This is a genomic window from Salipiger aestuarii, from assembly GCF_003259905.1.
Lineage (GTDB): Bacteria > Pseudomonadota > Alphaproteobacteria > Rhodobacterales > Rhodobacteraceae > Salipiger > Salipiger aestuarii.
Window position 1 is genome coordinate 1 of record NZ_QLMG01000001.1, and the last position, 14269, is coordinate 14269.

The 14269-nt window shown below is 61.5% G+C and carries 20 protein-coding genes and 1 pseudogene; 16 read left to right on the forward strand and 5 right to left on the reverse strand.

The genetic code is table 11. The annotated features are described in order from the left end of the window. The 4 genes and pseudogenes from ATI53_RS23570 to ATI53_RS00020 all read right to left on the reverse strand — a co-directional run. Positions 1–233, reverse strand: a pseudogene (locus tag ATI53_RS23570) (IS481 family transposase); the annotation flags it as partial. A gap of 471 nt (positions 234–704) precedes the next feature. Next, positions 705–2117, reverse strand: a complete 1413-nt coding sequence (locus ATI53_RS00010; RefSeq protein WP_146609859.1) for a primase-helicase family protein — start codon at positions 2115–2117, stop codon at positions 705–707. 66 nt (positions 2118–2183) lie between these two features. Next, complete coding sequence (locus tag ATI53_RS00015) at positions 2184–2609, reverse strand: hypothetical protein (protein ID WP_111549427.1); 426 nt, start codon at positions 2607–2609, stop codon at positions 2184–2186. A 17-nt stretch (positions 2610–2626) separates the two neighbouring features. Next, the gene (locus tag ATI53_RS00020; RefSeq protein WP_205912173.1) at positions 2627–2923 is read right to left on the reverse strand and encodes an Arm DNA-binding domain-containing protein; all 297 of its coding nucleotides are present in this window, start codon (positions 2921–2923) and stop codon (positions 2627–2629) included. Between the two features lie 513 nt (positions 2924–3436). Between ATI53_RS00020 and rpmC the strand changes: the two genes are divergently transcribed. The 11 genes from rpmC to rpmD all read left to right on the forward strand — a co-directional run bounded on the left by rpmC (position 3437) and on the right by rpmD (position 7905). Continuing rightward, positions 3437–3643 carry a 50S ribosomal protein L29 gene (gene rpmC, locus ATI53_RS00025; RefSeq protein WP_009504470.1) on the forward strand — a complete coding sequence of 69 codons (207 nt, stop codon included), beginning with the start codon at positions 3437–3439 and terminating at the stop codon, positions 3641–3643. A gap of 10 nt (positions 3644–3653) precedes the next feature. After that, on the forward strand, positions 3654–3980 hold the full coding sequence (gene rpsQ / locus ATI53_RS00030) for a 30S ribosomal protein S17 (protein ID WP_009504469.1): 327 nt from the start codon (positions 3654–3656) through the stop codon (positions 3978–3980). Between the two features lie 89 nt (positions 3981–4069). Next, on the forward strand, positions 4070–4438 hold the full coding sequence (rplN, locus tag ATI53_RS00035) for a 50S ribosomal protein L14 (protein WP_009504468.1): 369 nt from the start codon (positions 4070–4072) through the stop codon (positions 4436–4438). Continuing rightward, the gene (gene rplX / locus ATI53_RS00040) at positions 4438–4749 is read left to right on the forward strand and encodes a 50S ribosomal protein L24 (protein WP_009504467.1); all 312 of its coding nucleotides are present in this window, start codon (positions 4438–4440) and stop codon (positions 4747–4749) included. The genes rplN and rplX overlap by 1 nt, the downstream gene beginning before the upstream one ends. After that, positions 4742–5302: a 50S ribosomal protein L5 gene (gene rplE / locus ATI53_RS00045; RefSeq protein ID WP_009504466.1), complete on the forward strand. Its 561-nt coding sequence runs from the start codon at positions 4742–4744 to the stop codon at positions 5300–5302. Before rplX ends, rplE begins: the two co-directional genes overlap by 8 nt. A gap of 14 nt (positions 5303–5316) precedes the next feature. Continuing rightward, positions 5317–5622: a 30S ribosomal protein S14 gene (gene rpsN / locus ATI53_RS00050; RefSeq protein ID WP_009504465.1), complete on the forward strand. Its 306-nt coding sequence runs from the start codon at positions 5317–5319 to the stop codon at positions 5620–5622. 13 nt (positions 5623–5635) lie between these two features. Continuing rightward, on the forward strand, positions 5636–6028 hold the full coding sequence (gene rpsH, locus ATI53_RS00055; protein ID WP_009504464.1) for a 30S ribosomal protein S8: 393 nt from the start codon (positions 5636–5638) through the stop codon (positions 6026–6028). A gap of 10 nt (positions 6029–6038) precedes the next feature. Then, positions 6039–6572 carry a 50S ribosomal protein L6 gene (gene rplF, locus ATI53_RS00060; RefSeq protein ID WP_009504463.1) on the forward strand — a complete coding sequence of 178 codons (534 nt, stop codon included), beginning with the start codon at positions 6039–6041 and terminating at the stop codon, positions 6570–6572. Positions 6573–6583: 11 nt separating this feature from the next. Beyond that, positions 6584–6943 (forward strand): 50S ribosomal protein L18, encoded by a 360-nt coding sequence (rplR, locus tag ATI53_RS00065; RefSeq protein ID WP_009504462.1) that lies wholly within the window; start codon positions 6584–6586, stop codon positions 6941–6943. A gap of 189 nt (positions 6944–7132) precedes the next feature. Beyond that, positions 7133–7711 (forward strand): 30S ribosomal protein S5, encoded by a 579-nt coding sequence (rpsE, locus tag ATI53_RS00070; protein WP_009504461.1) that lies wholly within the window; start codon positions 7133–7135, stop codon positions 7709–7711. Between the two features lie 5 nt (positions 7712–7716). Continuing rightward, positions 7717–7905 carry a 50S ribosomal protein L30 gene (gene rpmD / locus ATI53_RS00075; RefSeq protein WP_009504460.1) on the forward strand — a complete coding sequence of 63 codons (189 nt, stop codon included), beginning with the start codon at positions 7717–7719 and terminating at the stop codon, positions 7903–7905. A gap of 81 nt (positions 7906–7986) precedes the next feature. On the opposite strand, the gene ATI53_RS00080 is transcribed toward rpmD, so the two are convergent. Then, on the reverse strand, positions 7987–9297 hold the full coding sequence (locus ATI53_RS00080; protein WP_111549428.1) for a DUF8689 domain-containing protein: 1311 nt from the start codon (positions 9295–9297) through the stop codon (positions 7987–7989). 199 nt (positions 9298–9496) lie between these two features. Here ATI53_RS00080 and ATI53_RS00085 point away from each other — a divergent pair, with 199 nt between their 5' ends. Genes ATI53_RS00085 through ATI53_RS00105 form a run of 5 tightly spaced genes read left to right on the forward strand, consistent with a single transcriptional unit; the run spans position 9497 to position 13994 of the window. After that, positions 9497–10627 (forward strand): ABC transporter substrate-binding protein, encoded by a 1131-nt coding sequence (locus tag ATI53_RS00085; RefSeq protein ID WP_190324010.1) that lies wholly within the window; start codon positions 9497–9499, stop codon positions 10625–10627. A 44-nt stretch (positions 10628–10671) separates the two neighbouring features. Next, on the forward strand, positions 10672–11592 hold the full coding sequence (locus ATI53_RS00090; RefSeq protein ID WP_009504457.1) for a branched-chain amino acid ABC transporter permease: 921 nt from the start codon (positions 10672–10674) through the stop codon (positions 11590–11592). Then, a complete protein-coding gene (locus ATI53_RS00095; RefSeq protein WP_009504456.1) occupies positions 11589–12572 on the forward strand; it encodes a branched-chain amino acid ABC transporter permease in 984 nt (327 codons plus the stop codon). The genes ATI53_RS00090 and ATI53_RS00095 overlap by 4 nt, the downstream gene beginning before the upstream one ends. After that, on the forward strand, positions 12565–13314 hold the full coding sequence (locus ATI53_RS00100) for an ABC transporter ATP-binding protein (protein ID WP_009504455.1): 750 nt from the start codon (positions 12565–12567) through the stop codon (positions 13312–13314). Before ATI53_RS00095 ends, ATI53_RS00100 begins: the two co-directional genes overlap by 8 nt. Next, entirely contained in the window at positions 13311–13994 is a 684-nt protein-coding gene (locus ATI53_RS00105; protein ID WP_009504454.1) for an ABC transporter ATP-binding protein, read from the forward strand. Before ATI53_RS00100 ends, ATI53_RS00105 begins: the two co-directional genes overlap by 4 nt. Positions 13995–14269: the final 275 nt, after the last annotated feature.

The following is a 14269-nucleotide window of genomic DNA, read 5'->3' on the forward strand; positions in this document are numbered from 1 at the left end:
GCAGCGTCTTGCGCAGCGCCACGGCCACAGCCTCCTGCGCGGGCGTCAGTGTGGTTTGAAGCCGATGAGGCATGGCTGCGATCCTCGACTGTGTCGCGCTTGCGCCATTTCCATACAGTCTGCTCAGTCGTCCCGTGGCGTTCCGCGAGAACCCAGGCTGGTTCATCGCTGGCCTGGATCGCCGCCCTGACCTTCGCCGTCGTTGTTGCCTGGCTGTGAAGCTTGATCAGCATGTCGCTCTCCCGTCCCGCGCCTCGGTCAAAACCCAGCGTGCCATGAAAAGCGCTGACCGACGAGGGGCTATGTGATCATCCGGGATGGAACAAGTAGATCGCTAACGCAGAATTTTATTTCGCCCAAGCGGGCGCGGCCACTGAATCCCGTGATTTCAGGCAATTAGTGCCAAAAGGTGCGCTTCCACAACCTCCAAGCAACCTCCAAGGGCTTGGAGGTTCTTTTCCCATATATTTCAATACCCTATGGGGAAACCTCCAAACCTCCAAGGATTCCGCCCTCTCCCAGAAATGGACGGGGACACACACCCTTTGTATTCTTGTTCCCAAGGTGTGTGTGTCCCTTCGGGATTTTTCAACTTTCCAGAAAGGTTGGAGGTTTGGAGGTTGAGGTATAAGGCATTGCTTTAAAGTGATATTTCACCTCCAAGCCTTTGGAGGTTGCTTGGAGGTTGTGGAGGTCGGAACGTGTCACGCGGCCTTTACGCACCCGGCTCCGATCACATCCGCAGGAAACTGCCACCATGATCGATCTTTCAAAGACCCGACACGCCCCCGCTTATCTGTGACTACCACTCTCGGATGCAGACGTTCGAACATCGCTATCACGTCCGAGTCTTCTGCATTACGCTTCTCACCGACTGAACAGATGTAGTCTTTGAATGCAGTCTGGGGAACACGCAAACAGCCTTCGTCGCCCTTGTCACACTTACCGACTTCGAATGTTTCGAATGTCTCTTGCTGCCCGTCCACCATCAACGTGACTGCCCCATCCGCCAGCACATCGGCTAGACGCCGCATGGGCGCGCTCATGGAGTATTCAGCCCTTGCATCGCGCTCAACCGTCGCAGGGGCATCCCGCACATCATTCCACGTGAACCCCGCTGACGCGGGGTCATAGCATTCAAGATAATCCAGCACCGCCGCCATCTTACCCCCATTGATCGCCGCATGTAGCTCTGTGAAATACGCATCATCGCGCTGGTGGTCGGTGCTGGTCTCCAAGACGAAATACCGCCGCTCAGAGCCGTTGCCTGCGATCAAGAGCGGCACCTTGGCATTGCTGTCGATATAGAGCCGCAGGAAGGACGGCAGCGTTACCACTGACATGCCTTTCACTTCCGCCTGTATGGTGGTGGAGTCCACAAGCGCCTTTAGCTCCGACGCAACTTTAGGGTCTTTGCCAAAAACCGCCTCATTCACGACCGCCAAGATACACTTGCTCAGATGTTCCCCGGCAAACTGACCAACGACATGCACCTGTTTTTCAAGTTGTTTGAAATGTGGCGCGGCCAGCTTGGCAAGCAACTGCCCGAAACTGCCCTTACCTGTCCCACCTTCACCCCGGCAGATGATCGCCGTCCCCGGCTTCTCGCCGGGTCTTTGGACCATGTGAGCCATCCAGAGGATGAGCCATCGGTATTTTTTCCTGTCGCGCTTGCAGATGACCTTGAGAATGAAACGGCGCAGTGTCCGCCAGCTTCCCGGTTTGGATTGAAGTTTGCGGCCTTGGTATAGGTTGAAGTAGTTCTCAGGGCATTCCAACGGCGGCGGGATGAGGCCCATGCCGCTCTTGCGTTTAGCTGTTTCCAAGAAAAGCTGCGCCGGGTTCACCATCTCATCCCCGATTTTGATCTGCCGATCTAGGTGAAGGTCAAGAAAGTCATACTTCCCGTAGATCACCACTGTGGACATCAACTCAGAGTGAAAAGACCCAAGATCGGGCTTGCGCACGATCTTGAATTTCCCGTCCAGATCAATGGGCGCAAAACGTCTGCCCATGGTTGCCATCATTTCAGCCGATGTATCGCCCAACGGGTCTGCCGGGTCCATGGAAGGATACCCCAAGTCTTCGTTGCCCATGGCCTCAATGACTTCCTCCATTTCGGCCTCACGCTGACGCGTGCCCCACTCCTTTCGTTGGGCATTCAACATCTCAGAACCGGCTTTTTAAAGCGCTCTGAGTTCATTGCCATCAAAACGGCCCAGACCCTTTACCAGTTCCTTGAGCTTTTCCGACGCTGGACCTTTCCCGCCGCCCGATTCTACGCCCGCGTAGAGCGCTGCAATGCGGTCCTTGCCCGCGTCAGCGGGCAGTGCCTTGAAGGCTTGTTCCACCTTCTTGGCCGTGGTCAGGCGGTCAATGGGGATGGGCACGCCGTAGTCAAACTTGTCGAAGTGAAATTCTTCCTCGTCCACGATGGGGTAGAGGTCGGAGTCGCAAAGTAGGTCGGACAAGGTGTCGTATTCGTCGGGCAACACGGCGACGCCCGCCTTTTCGTTTTCGTCCCACAGTCGAATATGATCCCACGTTGTCAGGTGTCGGCAGTGGTCATGCAGACACGTGATGACAAAATCGTCTTCGTTCTGGCACACCCACGTTCCCGTATCATTCAGATCACACCCGTGCGCTTGCGCTGGACCTTAGCGGCGGCGGGGTCCACGCCATCGGCCCTTCGTCCGCGTTCAATCTGCGCCAGCTTCCGCGCCTGAGTCAGCGTAACACCGGGATACGCGCCAAGCCCCAGCCGCTTTTCAACACCGCCCACCTTGTAGCGGTAGACCCATGATTGCGATGTGGGGCTGTTGACCAGTAGCATCAGCCCCGCGCCGTCCGACAAACTTCGCTTCTTGGTGAAGCCCTTTACCGCTGCGTCAATGTCGGTCTGGCGTAACACGTGCTGCTTCAATGGTTCGTCTCCCTAGGCAACGTTATACGCTTTTCCGGCGATTCAGGTGTTCGATTCCCTAACGCTCCGTTCGGCCCATCATCTTGCAAACTCTCGATGGGCGCAGGGGTGCCGCAAAATCGTTATACGCTTTTTTATACACCTACATATTGATTCGTGGAGTCCAAGAGCTCGAAAAATCCAATGATTTCAAATATAACATCTACATATTGTGGTTTCGGATTCCCCTACGGGCTGCCATTTTTCCGATATATTCACGACGTTACGCTCCGAGCCCGCGCAGTGCTTGTCGAAAAAAGACCACGGGTCTGCTGTGCGCTGCGATCTGCCCGGGCCTTCTGCGGCGTGGGGTCTGCCCGCCCCGTGGCCGCGGCCCCGAAAGGGGGGCAGTAAATATCTTGCCAATACGCGCCAACCCGCCTATAGAGCGCCTTCATCCACCTCCACCGGGAATCAGGGTGACCCGCGCAAGCGACGGGGCTCTCCGGTGATGTTGCAACAAAGGAGCGCCTTATGGACGCCAAAGAGCTTAGCTCGAAGACCCCGGATCAGCTCCGGGACGAGCTTGTGGCCCTGAAGAAGGAGGCCTTCAACCTCCGCTTCCAGAAAGCCACCGGACAGATTGAAAACTCTGCACGCATCCGTCAGGTGCGTCGCGATGTTGCGCGCGTGAACACCGTGCTGAACCAGAAAGCCGCTGCCGCGGCTTCGGCGGAATAAGGACAGACCCATGCCCAAGCGTATCCTGCAAGGCACCGTGACCTCCACCGCCAACGCCCAGACCGTGACGGTTCAGGTGGTTCGCCGCTTCAAGCACCCCGTGCTGCAGAAGACCATCAAGAAATCCAAGAAATACCGCGCCCATGACGAGGCCGGTTCGTTCCAGGTAGGCCAGCAGGTGTCGATCCGTGAATGCGCCCCCAAGTCCAAGACCAAGCGCTGGGAAGTGATGACCGCGGAGATGCTCGACGCGCATAACGCCGCGCGTGCCGAAAACGCGACTCTCCAGCAAAAGCTGGACGAAGAGCGCCACGCACAGAAGGAAGCCGCTCACTAAGAGCGCAGGTGGGCAGGGTGCAAAGCCCTGCCCGCAAGACTTTAGCGAAACCCCAGGGGATTCATCCCTGAAGGTCGGGAGAAACTGACATGATCCAGATGCAGACCAATCTGGATGTCGCTGACAATTCCGGAGCCCGGAAGGTTCAGTGCATCAAGGTCCTCGGCGGCTCGCATCGCCGCTATGCATCGGTCGGCGATATCATCGTCGTCTCGGTGAAAGAGGCCATTCCGCGCGGCCGCGTAAAGAAAGGTGACGTCCGCAAGGCCGTCGTCGTGCGCACCGCCAAGGAAGTTCGTCGTGATGACGGCACCGCGATCCGCTTTGATCGCAACGCCGCGGTCATTCTCAACAACTCGAACGAGCCCGTCGGCACCCGTATCTTCGGGCCGGTGGTTCGCGAGCTGCGTGCGAAGAACTTCATGAAGATCATCTCGCTGGCTCCGGAGGTGCTCTGATGGCTGCGAAACTTCGCAAAGGTGACAAGGTCGTCGTCCTGTCCGGCAAGGACAAGGGCCAGACCGGCACCATCGAAAGCCTGTCCCCGAAGGCCGGCAAGGCCGTCGTCGGTGGCGTGAACATGGCGATCCGGCACACCCGCCAGAGCCAGACCTCGCAGGGTGGACGCCTTCCGGTGGCCAAGCCCATCGACCTGTCGAACCTGGCACTGGTCGATGCAAACGGCAAAGCGACCCGAGTCGGCTTCCGTATGGAAGGTGACAAGAAGGTCCGTTTCGCCAAGACCACGGGAGACGTGATCGATGCTTGATACCGCGACCTATACACCGCGTCTCAAGACGCTGTTCCGCGAGACCGCCAAGCCCGCTCTTAAGGAAGAGTTCGGCTACAAGAACGACATGCAGATTCCGCGTCTGGACAAGATCGTCCTGAACATCGGTTGCGGGGCCGAGGCGGTTCGTGATTCCAAGAAGGCGAAATCGGCTCAGGAAGATCTGACCAAGATTGCCGGCCAGCTGGCGCTTACCACCAAGGCAAAGAAGTCGATCGCCGGCTTCCGCGTCCGTGAAGAGATGCCGCTGGGCGCCAAGGTGACCCTGCGCGGTGACCGGATGTACGACTTTCTGGACCGTCTGATCGGTATCGCGATGCCCCGCATCCGCGATTTTCGTGGCGTCAAGCCGTCGTTCGATGGTCGCGGCAACTTTGCCATGGGCATCAAGGAGCACATCGTGTTCCCCGAGATCGAGTTCGACAAGGTCGACGAGGTCTGGGGCATGGACATCATCATCACCACCACCGCCGCAACCGACGCGGAAGCCAAGGCGCTGTTGAAGCATTTCAACATGCCCTTCAACGCCTGAGGAGCGAGAGACACATGGCCAAGAAATCCATGATCGAACGCGAGAAGAAGCGCCAGGCGCTGGTGGAAAAGTATGCCGCCAAGCGTGCCGCTCTCAAAGTGATCGCGACCGACGAAACCAAAACCATGGAAGAGCGTTTTAAGGCGCGCCTCGCACTTGCGAAGCTGCCGCGCAATTCCTCGGCAACCCGCCTGCACAATCGCTGCCAGTTGACTGGCCGTCCGCACGCCTATTACCGCAAGCTCAAGGTCTCCCGGATCATGCTGCGCGAACTGGGCTCGAACGGTCAGCTTCCCGGCGTCGTGAAATCCAGCTGGTAAGGAGGGTACTTAGATGAACGATCCTATCGGCGATATGCTCACCCGTATCCGCAACTCCCAGATGCGCGGCAAGTCGGTCGTTTCGACCCCCGCATCCAAGCTGCGTGGTTGGGTTCTCGATGTGCTGGCGGACGAAGGCTACATCCGTGGCTACGAATCCGGCACCGACTCGAACGGTCACCCGACCCTCGAGATCAGCCTCAAGTATTTCGATGGCACCCCCGTCATTCGCGAACTGGCTCGGGTGTCCACCCCCGGTCGTCGCGTCTACATGGGCGTCAAGGATATCCCCACCGTCCGTCAGGGCCTGGGTGTGTCGATTGTCAGCACGCCCAAGGGCGTGATGTCGGATGCAAACGCCCGCGCCGCCAATGTCGGCGGCGAGGTGCTCTGCACGGTCTTCTAAGGAGGGACGCATGTCTCGTATTGGGAAAAAGCCGGTCGAGCTGCCCTCGGGTGTTTCCGCATCCGTCAGCGGCCAGACCGTCGAAGTGAAGGGGCCGAAAGGCACCCAGACCTTCAACGCAACCGACGATGTGACCATCGTGGTCGAGGACAATACCATCACCGTGACGCCGCGCGGCAATTCCAAGCGCGCCCGTCAGCAGTGGGGCATGTCCCGTACCGTGGTCGCCAACATGGTGCACGGCGTTCAGAACAGCTTCAAGAAAGAGCTTGAGATCCACGGCGTTGGTTATCGCGCCGCGATCCAGGGCTCGACCCTGAAGCTGAACCTGGGCTACAGCCATGACGTGAACTTCGATATTCCGCAGGGCATCTCGGTCACCGCGCCGAAACCCACGGAAATCATCGTCGAAGGTCACGACGCGCAGCAGGTTGGCCAGGTCGCCGCGAATATTCGCGACTGGCGCCGTCCGGAGCCCTACAAGGGGAAGGGCATTCGCTATAAGGGCGAATACATCTTCGCCAAAGAAGGCAAGAAGAAGTAAGGACGCAGAAAATGGCACTCAGCAAACGGGAACTGTTCCTCAAGCGCCGCCTGCGCGTCCGGAACAAGCTTCGCAAGGTGAACGCCGGCCGCGCGCGGCTGTCGGTCCACCGCAGCAACAAGAACATCAGCGTTCAGCTGATCGACGATGTGAACGGCGTGACGCTCGCAGCCGCCTCCTCGATGGAGAAGGATCTGGGCGTGATCGGCAAGGGCAACGTGGAGGCCGCCACCAAGGTGGGCGCCGCGCTGGCCGAGCGCGCGAAGGCTGCTGGCATCGAAGAGGCGTATTTCGACCGTGGCGGCTTTCTCTTTCACGGTCGCGTCAAGGCTCTTGCCGAGGCGGTCCGCGAAGGCGGCCTGAAGATCTGATCCTGCTGGCGCGGTCTCGGGCCGCGCCACGGATCCCCCGCGGGGCGGTGTTGACCGCCCCGCTTTCCTGTAGGTGGCCGCGGTGCTGCCTCGATGATCCGGGAGACGCGATCGCGCCTCACCTGGATTGACCAACCGGCGCGAAGCGGACCCGTCCGGGCCGTGCCGACCCTGAAAAAGGAATGCCTCATGGCAGAACGTGACAATCGCCGTGGCAACCGCCGCGACCGTGACGAAACTCCGGAATTCGCGGATCGCCTTGTCGCGATCAACCGCGTGTCCAAGACCGTGAAGGGCGGCAAGCGCTTCGGCTTTGCAGCTCTCGTGGTGGTGGGCGATCAGAAGGGCCGCGTCGGCTTTGGCAAGGGCAAGGCGAAAGAGGTCCCCGAGGCCATCCGCAAGGCCACCGAGCAAGCCAAGCGCAAGATGATCCGCGTGCCGCTGCGCGAAGGCCGTACGCTGCACCATGACATCGAAGGCCGCCACGGCGCTGGCCGTGTCGTGATGCGCACCGCTCCGCAGGGTACCGGGATCATCGCCGGTGGTCCGATGCGTGCTGTGTTCGAAATGCTGGGCGTGCACGACGTGGTCGCCAAGTCGATCGGGTCGCAGAACCCCTACAACATGATCCGCGCCACGCTTGATGCGCTTACGAAGAACCAGTCGCCCCGCAACGTCGCCCAGCGCCGTGGCAAGAAGGTCGCCGACATTCTTCCCAAGCGTGACGAAGCGCCGGCCGAGTCCATCCAAGTCGCCGAGGAGGCCTGAGATCCATGGCTAAAACCATCGTTGTCAAGCAGATCGGCTCGCCGATCCGTCGCCCCGAAGTGCAGCGCAAGACGCTGATCGGCCTTGGGCTGAACAAGATGCACAAGACCCGCGAACTGGAAGATACGCCCGCCGTGCGTGGCATGGTTTCCAAGATCCCGCACCTGGTTGAGATCATCGAAGAGCGCGGCTGAGTCGACGTCGCGATTTGAAACAGAAAGGCCCCGAAGCATCGCTTCGGGGCCTTTTTCTTCGCGCGCATTGCGGGGCAGGCATCATTTCACGATATGCTCGTCCCTGACGAACATGTTCGCCCATGCCCGGTCGACCAGTTCTGGCGTCATCTTGTAGGGCCAGCCTTCGAAATCGCAGACCGAGATCATCTGGTCGATCAGGAACACCGGCTGGTAGTTGGCATAGATATTGTCAATGGTCGGGTATTTCGTCTTGAGAAGGTAAATCAGGGCCTGCTCGTCAAGCTGCATCTTTTTCTTGCGCGCGACCAACGCGAAAATCTTGAGAAAGTTCTCCTGGCTCGGGCCGTCAATCTTGATCTTGAAAAAGATCCGGCGCAGGGCCGCCTTGTCGAAGATCTCGTTCGGGTGGAAGTTGGTCGAAAAGATCACCAGCGTGTCGAAGGGAACCTCGAATTTTTCGCCCGATTGCAGCGACAGGATGTCCTTGTTTTCCTCCAGCGGAACGATCCAGCGGTTGACCAGCTTTTGCGGCGATTCCGCCTGGCGCCCCAGGTCGTCGACGATGAAAATGCCCCCCGTCGATTTCAGCTGCAACGGCGCCTGATAGGTGCGGGCCGTCGGATTGTAGACAAGGTCAAGCATGTTCAGCGACAGCTCGCCCCCGGTAATGACCGTGGGACGGTCGCACAGCACATACCGCGTATCGAACCGGTTCTTGCGGCGCAGGACGTTGGGGTCGTCCGCTTCGACCTCGGCGGCGGTATGTACGATAGGGTCGTAAACAGTGATCACCTGACCGGAATATTCCACAGCGCGCGGAATGTAGATCTTGTCGCCCATGGCGTCGCGGATGCCGTTGGAAATAGACGACTTCCCGTTTCCCGGCGGGCCGTACATCAGAATGGACCGCCCCGCCCCCACCGCCGGACCAAGGTGGGAAATCAGGTCTCCGGGCAGCACAAGGTGCCCCATGGCGCCCGTAAGCTGTTCGCGCGTGATCTGCACGTTGCGGATCGACTGGCGTTTGACCTGTTCGGCATAAACGTGCAGCGGCACCGGCATCGGGCCGAAATATTCCGATTGCGACAGCGCGTCCGTGGCACGCGCCTTGCCTGCGTCCGTCAGCTGATAGGTCATTTCATGGGTCGCGGACTGCGCGCCGAGCGTGCCCATGGCTTCCAGCAGGCCCTGACCGCGGGCCATTTCGATGATTTCCTGCGTGATGCCGATGGGCAGGCACATGTCCCTGGACAGGTAGGACACCGTATTGGCATTCTTGCGGTACACGGTCTTGAGCGCGATATCGCGCATGAAGACCCGCGGCAGGCTGAGATCTTCAAGCCGCTTTGGCGGTGGTGGCGCCATGACGGCGTTGGTGGCCATGTTCATTTGTGCTGCCCCGTATGGCGGTTCTGTTGCCCGGAAGGAAACAGCAGCTTTGTGGCGAGAGCTTGGCCCGCCTTGGGAAAAGCGGCGGCGCGGGGCGGTCGCGCATGGACATCGCGGCGCTTTGCGTAAATTCTCGCGCGGAAGTCCGGGCGCAGATTCGGGCGCTGACAAATGACGACGAGAACAGGGGAGTTCCGCAATGTCCATCAAGTCGCTGCTCGCGGCCGTGAGCCTTGCCGCGCTGGCATCCGCCGCGCAGGCCGAGGTCAGGGTCGGCATGATCACCACGTTGTCGGGTGGGGGCGCCAGCCTTGGCATCGACACCCGCGACGGGTTCCTGCTGGGTATGAAAGGTCAGGACGACGTCGAGATCCTTGTCGAGGACGATCAGCGCAAGCCCGACGTGGCCGTGCAGATCGCCGACAAGATGATCCAGTCCGACAAGGTCGATGTGCTGACCGGCATCGTATGGTCGAACCTGGCGATGGCAGTGGTGCCGAGCGCCACGGCGCAGGGCAAATTCTACCTGTCGACCAACGCCGCCCCCGCCCAGCTTGCGGGCAAGGGCTGCCATCCGAACTATTTTGCGGTCAGCTATCAGAACGATAACCTGCACGAGGCCGCGGGCGCCTTTGCCAAGTCCGAAGGTTACACCAAGCCGTTCATCATGGCGCCGAACTACCCTGCCGGGCAAGACAGCCTGAACGGGTTCAAGCGGTTCTTTGACGGCGATCTCGCGGGCGAGGTCTATACCCAGTTGGGCCAGACCGATTTCGCCGCCGAGATTGCCCAGATCCGGGCCAGCGGCGCGGACAGCGTGTTCTTTTTCCTGCCGGGCGGCATGGGGATTTCGTTCCTCAAGCAATATGCGGGCAGCGGCGTCGGCCTGCCGGTGCTTGGCCCGGCGTTTTCCTTCGATCAGGCGATCCTGCAAGCGGTGGGCGACGCGGCTCTTGGGGTAAAGAACGGATCGAACTGGTCCAAGGATCTGGAGGTGCCCGCCAATGCGGATTTCGTCAGCGCGTTTCAGGCGGAATACGGTCGCCTTCCGTCGCTTTATGCGGCCTATGGCTATGACACGGCGCATCTGCTGATCTCGGCGCTGGACAAGGCCGACCCGTCGGATGCGGATGCCTTCCGCGCGGCGCTGAAGTCTGCGGATTTCGACAGCGTGCGTGGCAAGTTCAGCTTTGACACCAACCAGCACCCGATTCAGGACATCTACATCCGCGAGGTCATCAAGGAAGGCGACATCTACACCAACAAGATCGTCGCCACCGCGCTGACAGATCGCTCGTCGGCCTATGTCGATGACTGTTCGATGAAGTGAAAAGACGGGGCCTTGTCACATGCAAGGCCCCCTGAAGGCCAAAGATGTCACCGATTCTGCTTGCCGAACAAATCCTCAACGGGCTGCAATCCGGTGTCATGCTGTTTCTCATGGCGGCCGGTCTGACGCTGATTTTCGGCGTGATGGGGCTTATCAATCTTGCGCATGGGTCGCTTTACATGGTCGGTGCCTTTGCGGCGGCGGCGGTAGCGGGCGCGACGGGGTCGTTCCTGCTGGCGCTGATCGCGGCGCTGGCGGCGGCGGCGGCGGCCGGGGCCATGGTCGAGCTGCTGGTGATCCGCCGCCTTTACGCGCGCGACCATCTGGATCAGGTGCTGGCGACCTTCGCGCTAATCCTGATCTTTTCCGAGGGCACGCGGTGGCTGTTCGGATCGTTCCCGCTGTATCTGGACATTCCACCCTGGCTGGCTGGGACCGTGATGCTGCCCGGCGGCATCGAATACGCAGCCTACCGTCTGGCGCTGATCGGCGCCGGGCTGGCGGTGGCGGCGGGGCTGTGGTGGATGAACGCGCGCACGCGGCTGGGCATCCAGATCCGCGCGGGCGAAAACGATCGTGAAATGATCGCCGCGCTGGGGGTCGACATCAGCAAGCTGTACACGCTGGTGTTCGCCATCGGTGCCGCGTTGGCCGGGTTGGCGGGCGCGCTTGTCGGTCCGATCCAGTCAGTACAGATTGGCATGGGCGAGCCGGTGCTGATTCTGGCCTTTGTGGTGATCGTGATCGGCGGCATCGGGTCGGTCAGGGGGGCGCTGGTGGGCGGGTTGCTGGTGGGGCTGACCGACACGCTGGGCCGCCTTCTGCTGCCCGAACTGTTCAAGCTGGTCACCGACGCCTCTGGCGCCGCCACCATCGGATCGGCCTTCGCGTCGATGGCGATCTACATTCTGATGGCGGGGGTCCTGATCTGGAAACCCACCGGCCTGTTCGGAGCCCGCGCATGAACCGCGAATGGCTGTTGAACGCGGCGCTGCTGGCGGGGCTGGTGGTCGTGCCCGGCTGGGCGGTTTGGGCGGACGAGCCGTTTACCATCATGCTTGCCACCCGCGCGGTGATCTTTGCGCTGGCCGCCGCGGGGCTGAACATCGCGCTGGGCTTGGGCGGGCTGGTCAGTCTCGGGCACGCGGTGTTTTTTGGCATCGGCGGCTATGCCATGGGCGTTCTGGCGAGCCATGCGCAGAATTACACCCCGCTTTACGACGGGGTCTTCACCATCCAGGGCACCAAATCCATGCCGGTGATCTGGCTGGCCGCGGCGGTCACGTCGGGGTTGGCGGCGTGGCTGATCGGGGTGCTGAGTTTGCGCACCTCGGGTGCCTACTTCATCATGATTACGCTGGCATTCGGGCAGATGGCCTATTTCTTTGCGATCTCTTGGCCCGCCTATGGCGGCGAGGACGGCCTGAGCATTTATGTCCGCAACGGATTTCCGGGGCTGAACACGCTGGACCCCATACAGTTTTACGGGCTGTGTCTGGCGTGGCTGTGCCTCGTGCTCTGGGGATACGCGCGGCTTCGCCGGTCGCCCTTCGGGCTGGCGCTGGATTCCGCGCGGCAGGTGCCCGACCGGGTGCGCGCCGTCGGGCTTGATCCGCGCAGGCTGCAACTGGTGGCGCTGGTGCTCTCGGGCGCGGTGACCGGGCTGGCGGGGGCGCTGTTCGCCGACCTCAACCGCTTTGTCAGCCCGTCGATGCTCAGCTGGCAGATGTCGGGCGAGATCATCGTGTTTGTCATCATCGGTGGCGTGGCGCGTCTGTTCGGCCCGGTGGCGGGAGCGGTGTTTTATGTGATGATGGAACATTGGCTGGGCGGCATCAGCGACTACTGGCAGATATTCCTGGGGCTGGTGCTGCTGGCGGTGGTGCTGTTCGGGCGCGGTGGGCTGATCGGCATGATCTGCGGCAAGGGGCGGCCCGATGCCTGACTCCGTCCTGTCCACCCACGAGCTGCACAAGGCGTTCGGAGCGTTGCGCGCCAGCGAAGGCATTTCGATCCGTCTGCTGCACGGCGAGATCCACGCGATCATCGGTCCCAACGGCGCCGGGAAATCCACGCTGATCGCGCAGATCTGCGGGTCGCTGCGCCCCGATTCCGGGCGCGTGACCTTTCTGGGGCGCGACGTGACCGCCCTGCCGACCGAAGCCCGCGCCCGGATGGGACTTGCGCGCACGTTCCAGACTTCGGCGCTGGCGATGGACCAGACGGTGATGCAAAACGTGTTGCTGGGCGCGCTCGGCGCATCGGGGCGGCCCTGGCGGTTCCTGTCGCGCGTCGCCCGCGATGCCGGCCTGCGCGATACCGCCGAAGCCGCGCTGCTTGAAACCGGCTTGCAGGATCTGGCCCGGCTGCGCACCGCCGAGCTTAGCCACGGCCAGCGCCGCCAGCTGGAGGTCGCCGTCGCGTTGACACAAGCGCCCCGCGCCTTCGTGATGGATGAACCGATGGCGGGGCTGGGCGCCGAAGGATCGCGCCACCTGACCGGCTTTCTTGACCGGCTGCGGACGCGCGCGCCGATCCTGCTGGTCGAACATGACATGGACGCGGTATTCGCGCTGGCCGACCGCATCACCGTACTGGTCTACGGGCGCGTCATCGCGACCGGAAGCGTTGAAGACATCCGCGCCGATCCCCTGGTCCGCGACGCCTATCTGGGGGACGGGGCATGACGCTTTTGTCGCTGACGCAGCTTACCGCATCCTACGGGGCAACGCAGGCGCTGTTCGGCGTCGATCTGGATATTGCGGCGGGCGAGGCGGTGGCGATGATGGGCCGCAACGGCATGGGCAAGACCACCACCGTGCGCTGCATTTGCCGGATGATGCCCGCGCAGGGCACGCTGGTCTTTGACGGGCAGGATCTGTCGCGCCTGCCGTCGCATCGCGCGGCGCGGCTTGGCATCGGGCTGGTGCCCGAGGGCCGGCGGTGTTTCCGCGACCTGAGCGTGGCCGAAAACCTTGTCGCGGCGGCCCGGCCCGGTGCGTGGCATGCGGGCAGGGTCGAACGGCTTTTTCCGCGTCTGGGCGAACGGCGCAGGCAGCGCGCCGCCTCGTTGTCGGGGGGCGAACAGCAGATGCTTGCGATCGGGCGGGCGTTGATGACCAATCCGCGGATGTTGATCCTTGACGAGGCGACCGAGGGGCTTGCCCCGACGGTGCGTGCCGAGATCTGGGCGGCTATCGCCACGCTCAAGGCCGATGGCATGGCGATGCTGGTGATCGACAAGTCGCTGAAGGAACTGCGCGGCGCCTGCGATCGCGCGGTGATCCTGGAACGCGGACGCAGCGTGTGGGCCGGGCCGATGCGGGCGCTGACGACACAGGTTGCCAACACGCATCTTGGCCTCTGACGCCCGGATCGTCGGCCTGTGGTTCGTCCCTGAAAAAGGACGTTGGCATTGTGACGCGAACAATTCGCGCAGCGCCATCCGACTGTCTTGCGCGCCCGCCATGCGACGTCATCGGCGCGCTGCGCGCGAGGCATTGAAGTGAAGCCATATAGCGCTGTCTTCGCTGCGAAAACGCTGCGTGTCCGGCGCAAATGCGACAAATTTCGGCTCTGATTTTGCCGGCTTTCTCCTGGGACAGATGCGTGTTTCGGCCCTGCTCGCGCCGCGCAGACCCT

Excerpts from the sequence above, each read along its gene's own strand:
- ATI53_RS00010 (WP_146609859.1), bottom strand. The coding sequence starts at position 2,117 with ATGGAGGAAGTCATTGAGGCCATGGGCAACGAAGACTTGGGGTATCCT.
- rpmC (WP_009504470.1), top strand. The coding sequence starts at position 3,437 with ATGGACGCCAAAGAGCTTAGCTCGAAGACCCCGGATCAGCTCCGGGAC.
- rpsQ (WP_009504469.1), top strand. The coding sequence starts at position 3,654 with ATGCCCAAGCGTATCCTGCAAGGCACCGTGACCTCCACCGCCAACGCC.
- rplN (WP_009504468.1), top strand. The coding sequence starts at position 4,070 with ATGATCCAGATGCAGACCAATCTGGATGTCGCTGACAATTCCGGAGCC.
- rplX (WP_009504467.1), top strand. The coding sequence starts at position 4,438 with ATGGCTGCGAAACTTCGCAAAGGTGACAAGGTCGTCGTCCTGTCCGGC.
- rplE (WP_009504466.1), top strand. The coding sequence starts at position 4,742 with ATGCTTGATACCGCGACCTATACACCGCGTCTCAAGACGCTGTTCCGC.
- rpsN (WP_009504465.1), top strand. The coding sequence starts at position 5,317 with ATGGCCAAGAAATCCATGATCGAACGCGAGAAGAAGCGCCAGGCGCTG.
- rpsH (WP_009504464.1), top strand. The coding sequence starts at position 5,636 with ATGAACGATCCTATCGGCGATATGCTCACCCGTATCCGCAACTCCCAG.
- rplF (WP_009504463.1), top strand. The coding sequence starts at position 6,039 with ATGTCTCGTATTGGGAAAAAGCCGGTCGAGCTGCCCTCGGGTGTTTCC.
- rplR (WP_009504462.1), top strand. The coding sequence starts at position 6,584 with ATGGCACTCAGCAAACGGGAACTGTTCCTCAAGCGCCGCCTGCGCGTC.
- rpsE (WP_009504461.1), top strand. The coding sequence starts at position 7,133 with ATGGCAGAACGTGACAATCGCCGTGGCAACCGCCGCGACCGTGACGAA.
- rpmD (WP_009504460.1), top strand. The coding sequence starts at position 7,717 with ATGGCTAAAACCATCGTTGTCAAGCAGATCGGCTCGCCGATCCGTCGC.
- ATI53_RS00080 (WP_111549428.1), bottom strand. The coding sequence starts at position 9,297 with ATGAACATGGCCACCAACGCCGTCATGGCGCCACCACCGCCAAAGCGG.
- ATI53_RS00085 (WP_190324010.1), top strand. The coding sequence starts at position 9,497 with ATGTCCATCAAGTCGCTGCTCGCGGCCGTGAGCCTTGCCGCGCTGGCA.
- ATI53_RS00090 (WP_009504457.1), top strand. The coding sequence starts at position 10,672 with ATGTCACCGATTCTGCTTGCCGAACAAATCCTCAACGGGCTGCAATCC.
- ATI53_RS00095 (WP_009504456.1), top strand. The coding sequence starts at position 11,589 with ATGAACCGCGAATGGCTGTTGAACGCGGCGCTGCTGGCGGGGCTGGTG.
- ATI53_RS00100 (WP_009504455.1), top strand. The coding sequence starts at position 12,565 with ATGCCTGACTCCGTCCTGTCCACCCACGAGCTGCACAAGGCGTTCGGA.
- ATI53_RS00105 (WP_009504454.1), top strand. The coding sequence starts at position 13,311 with ATGACGCTTTTGTCGCTGACGCAGCTTACCGCATCCTACGGGGCAACG.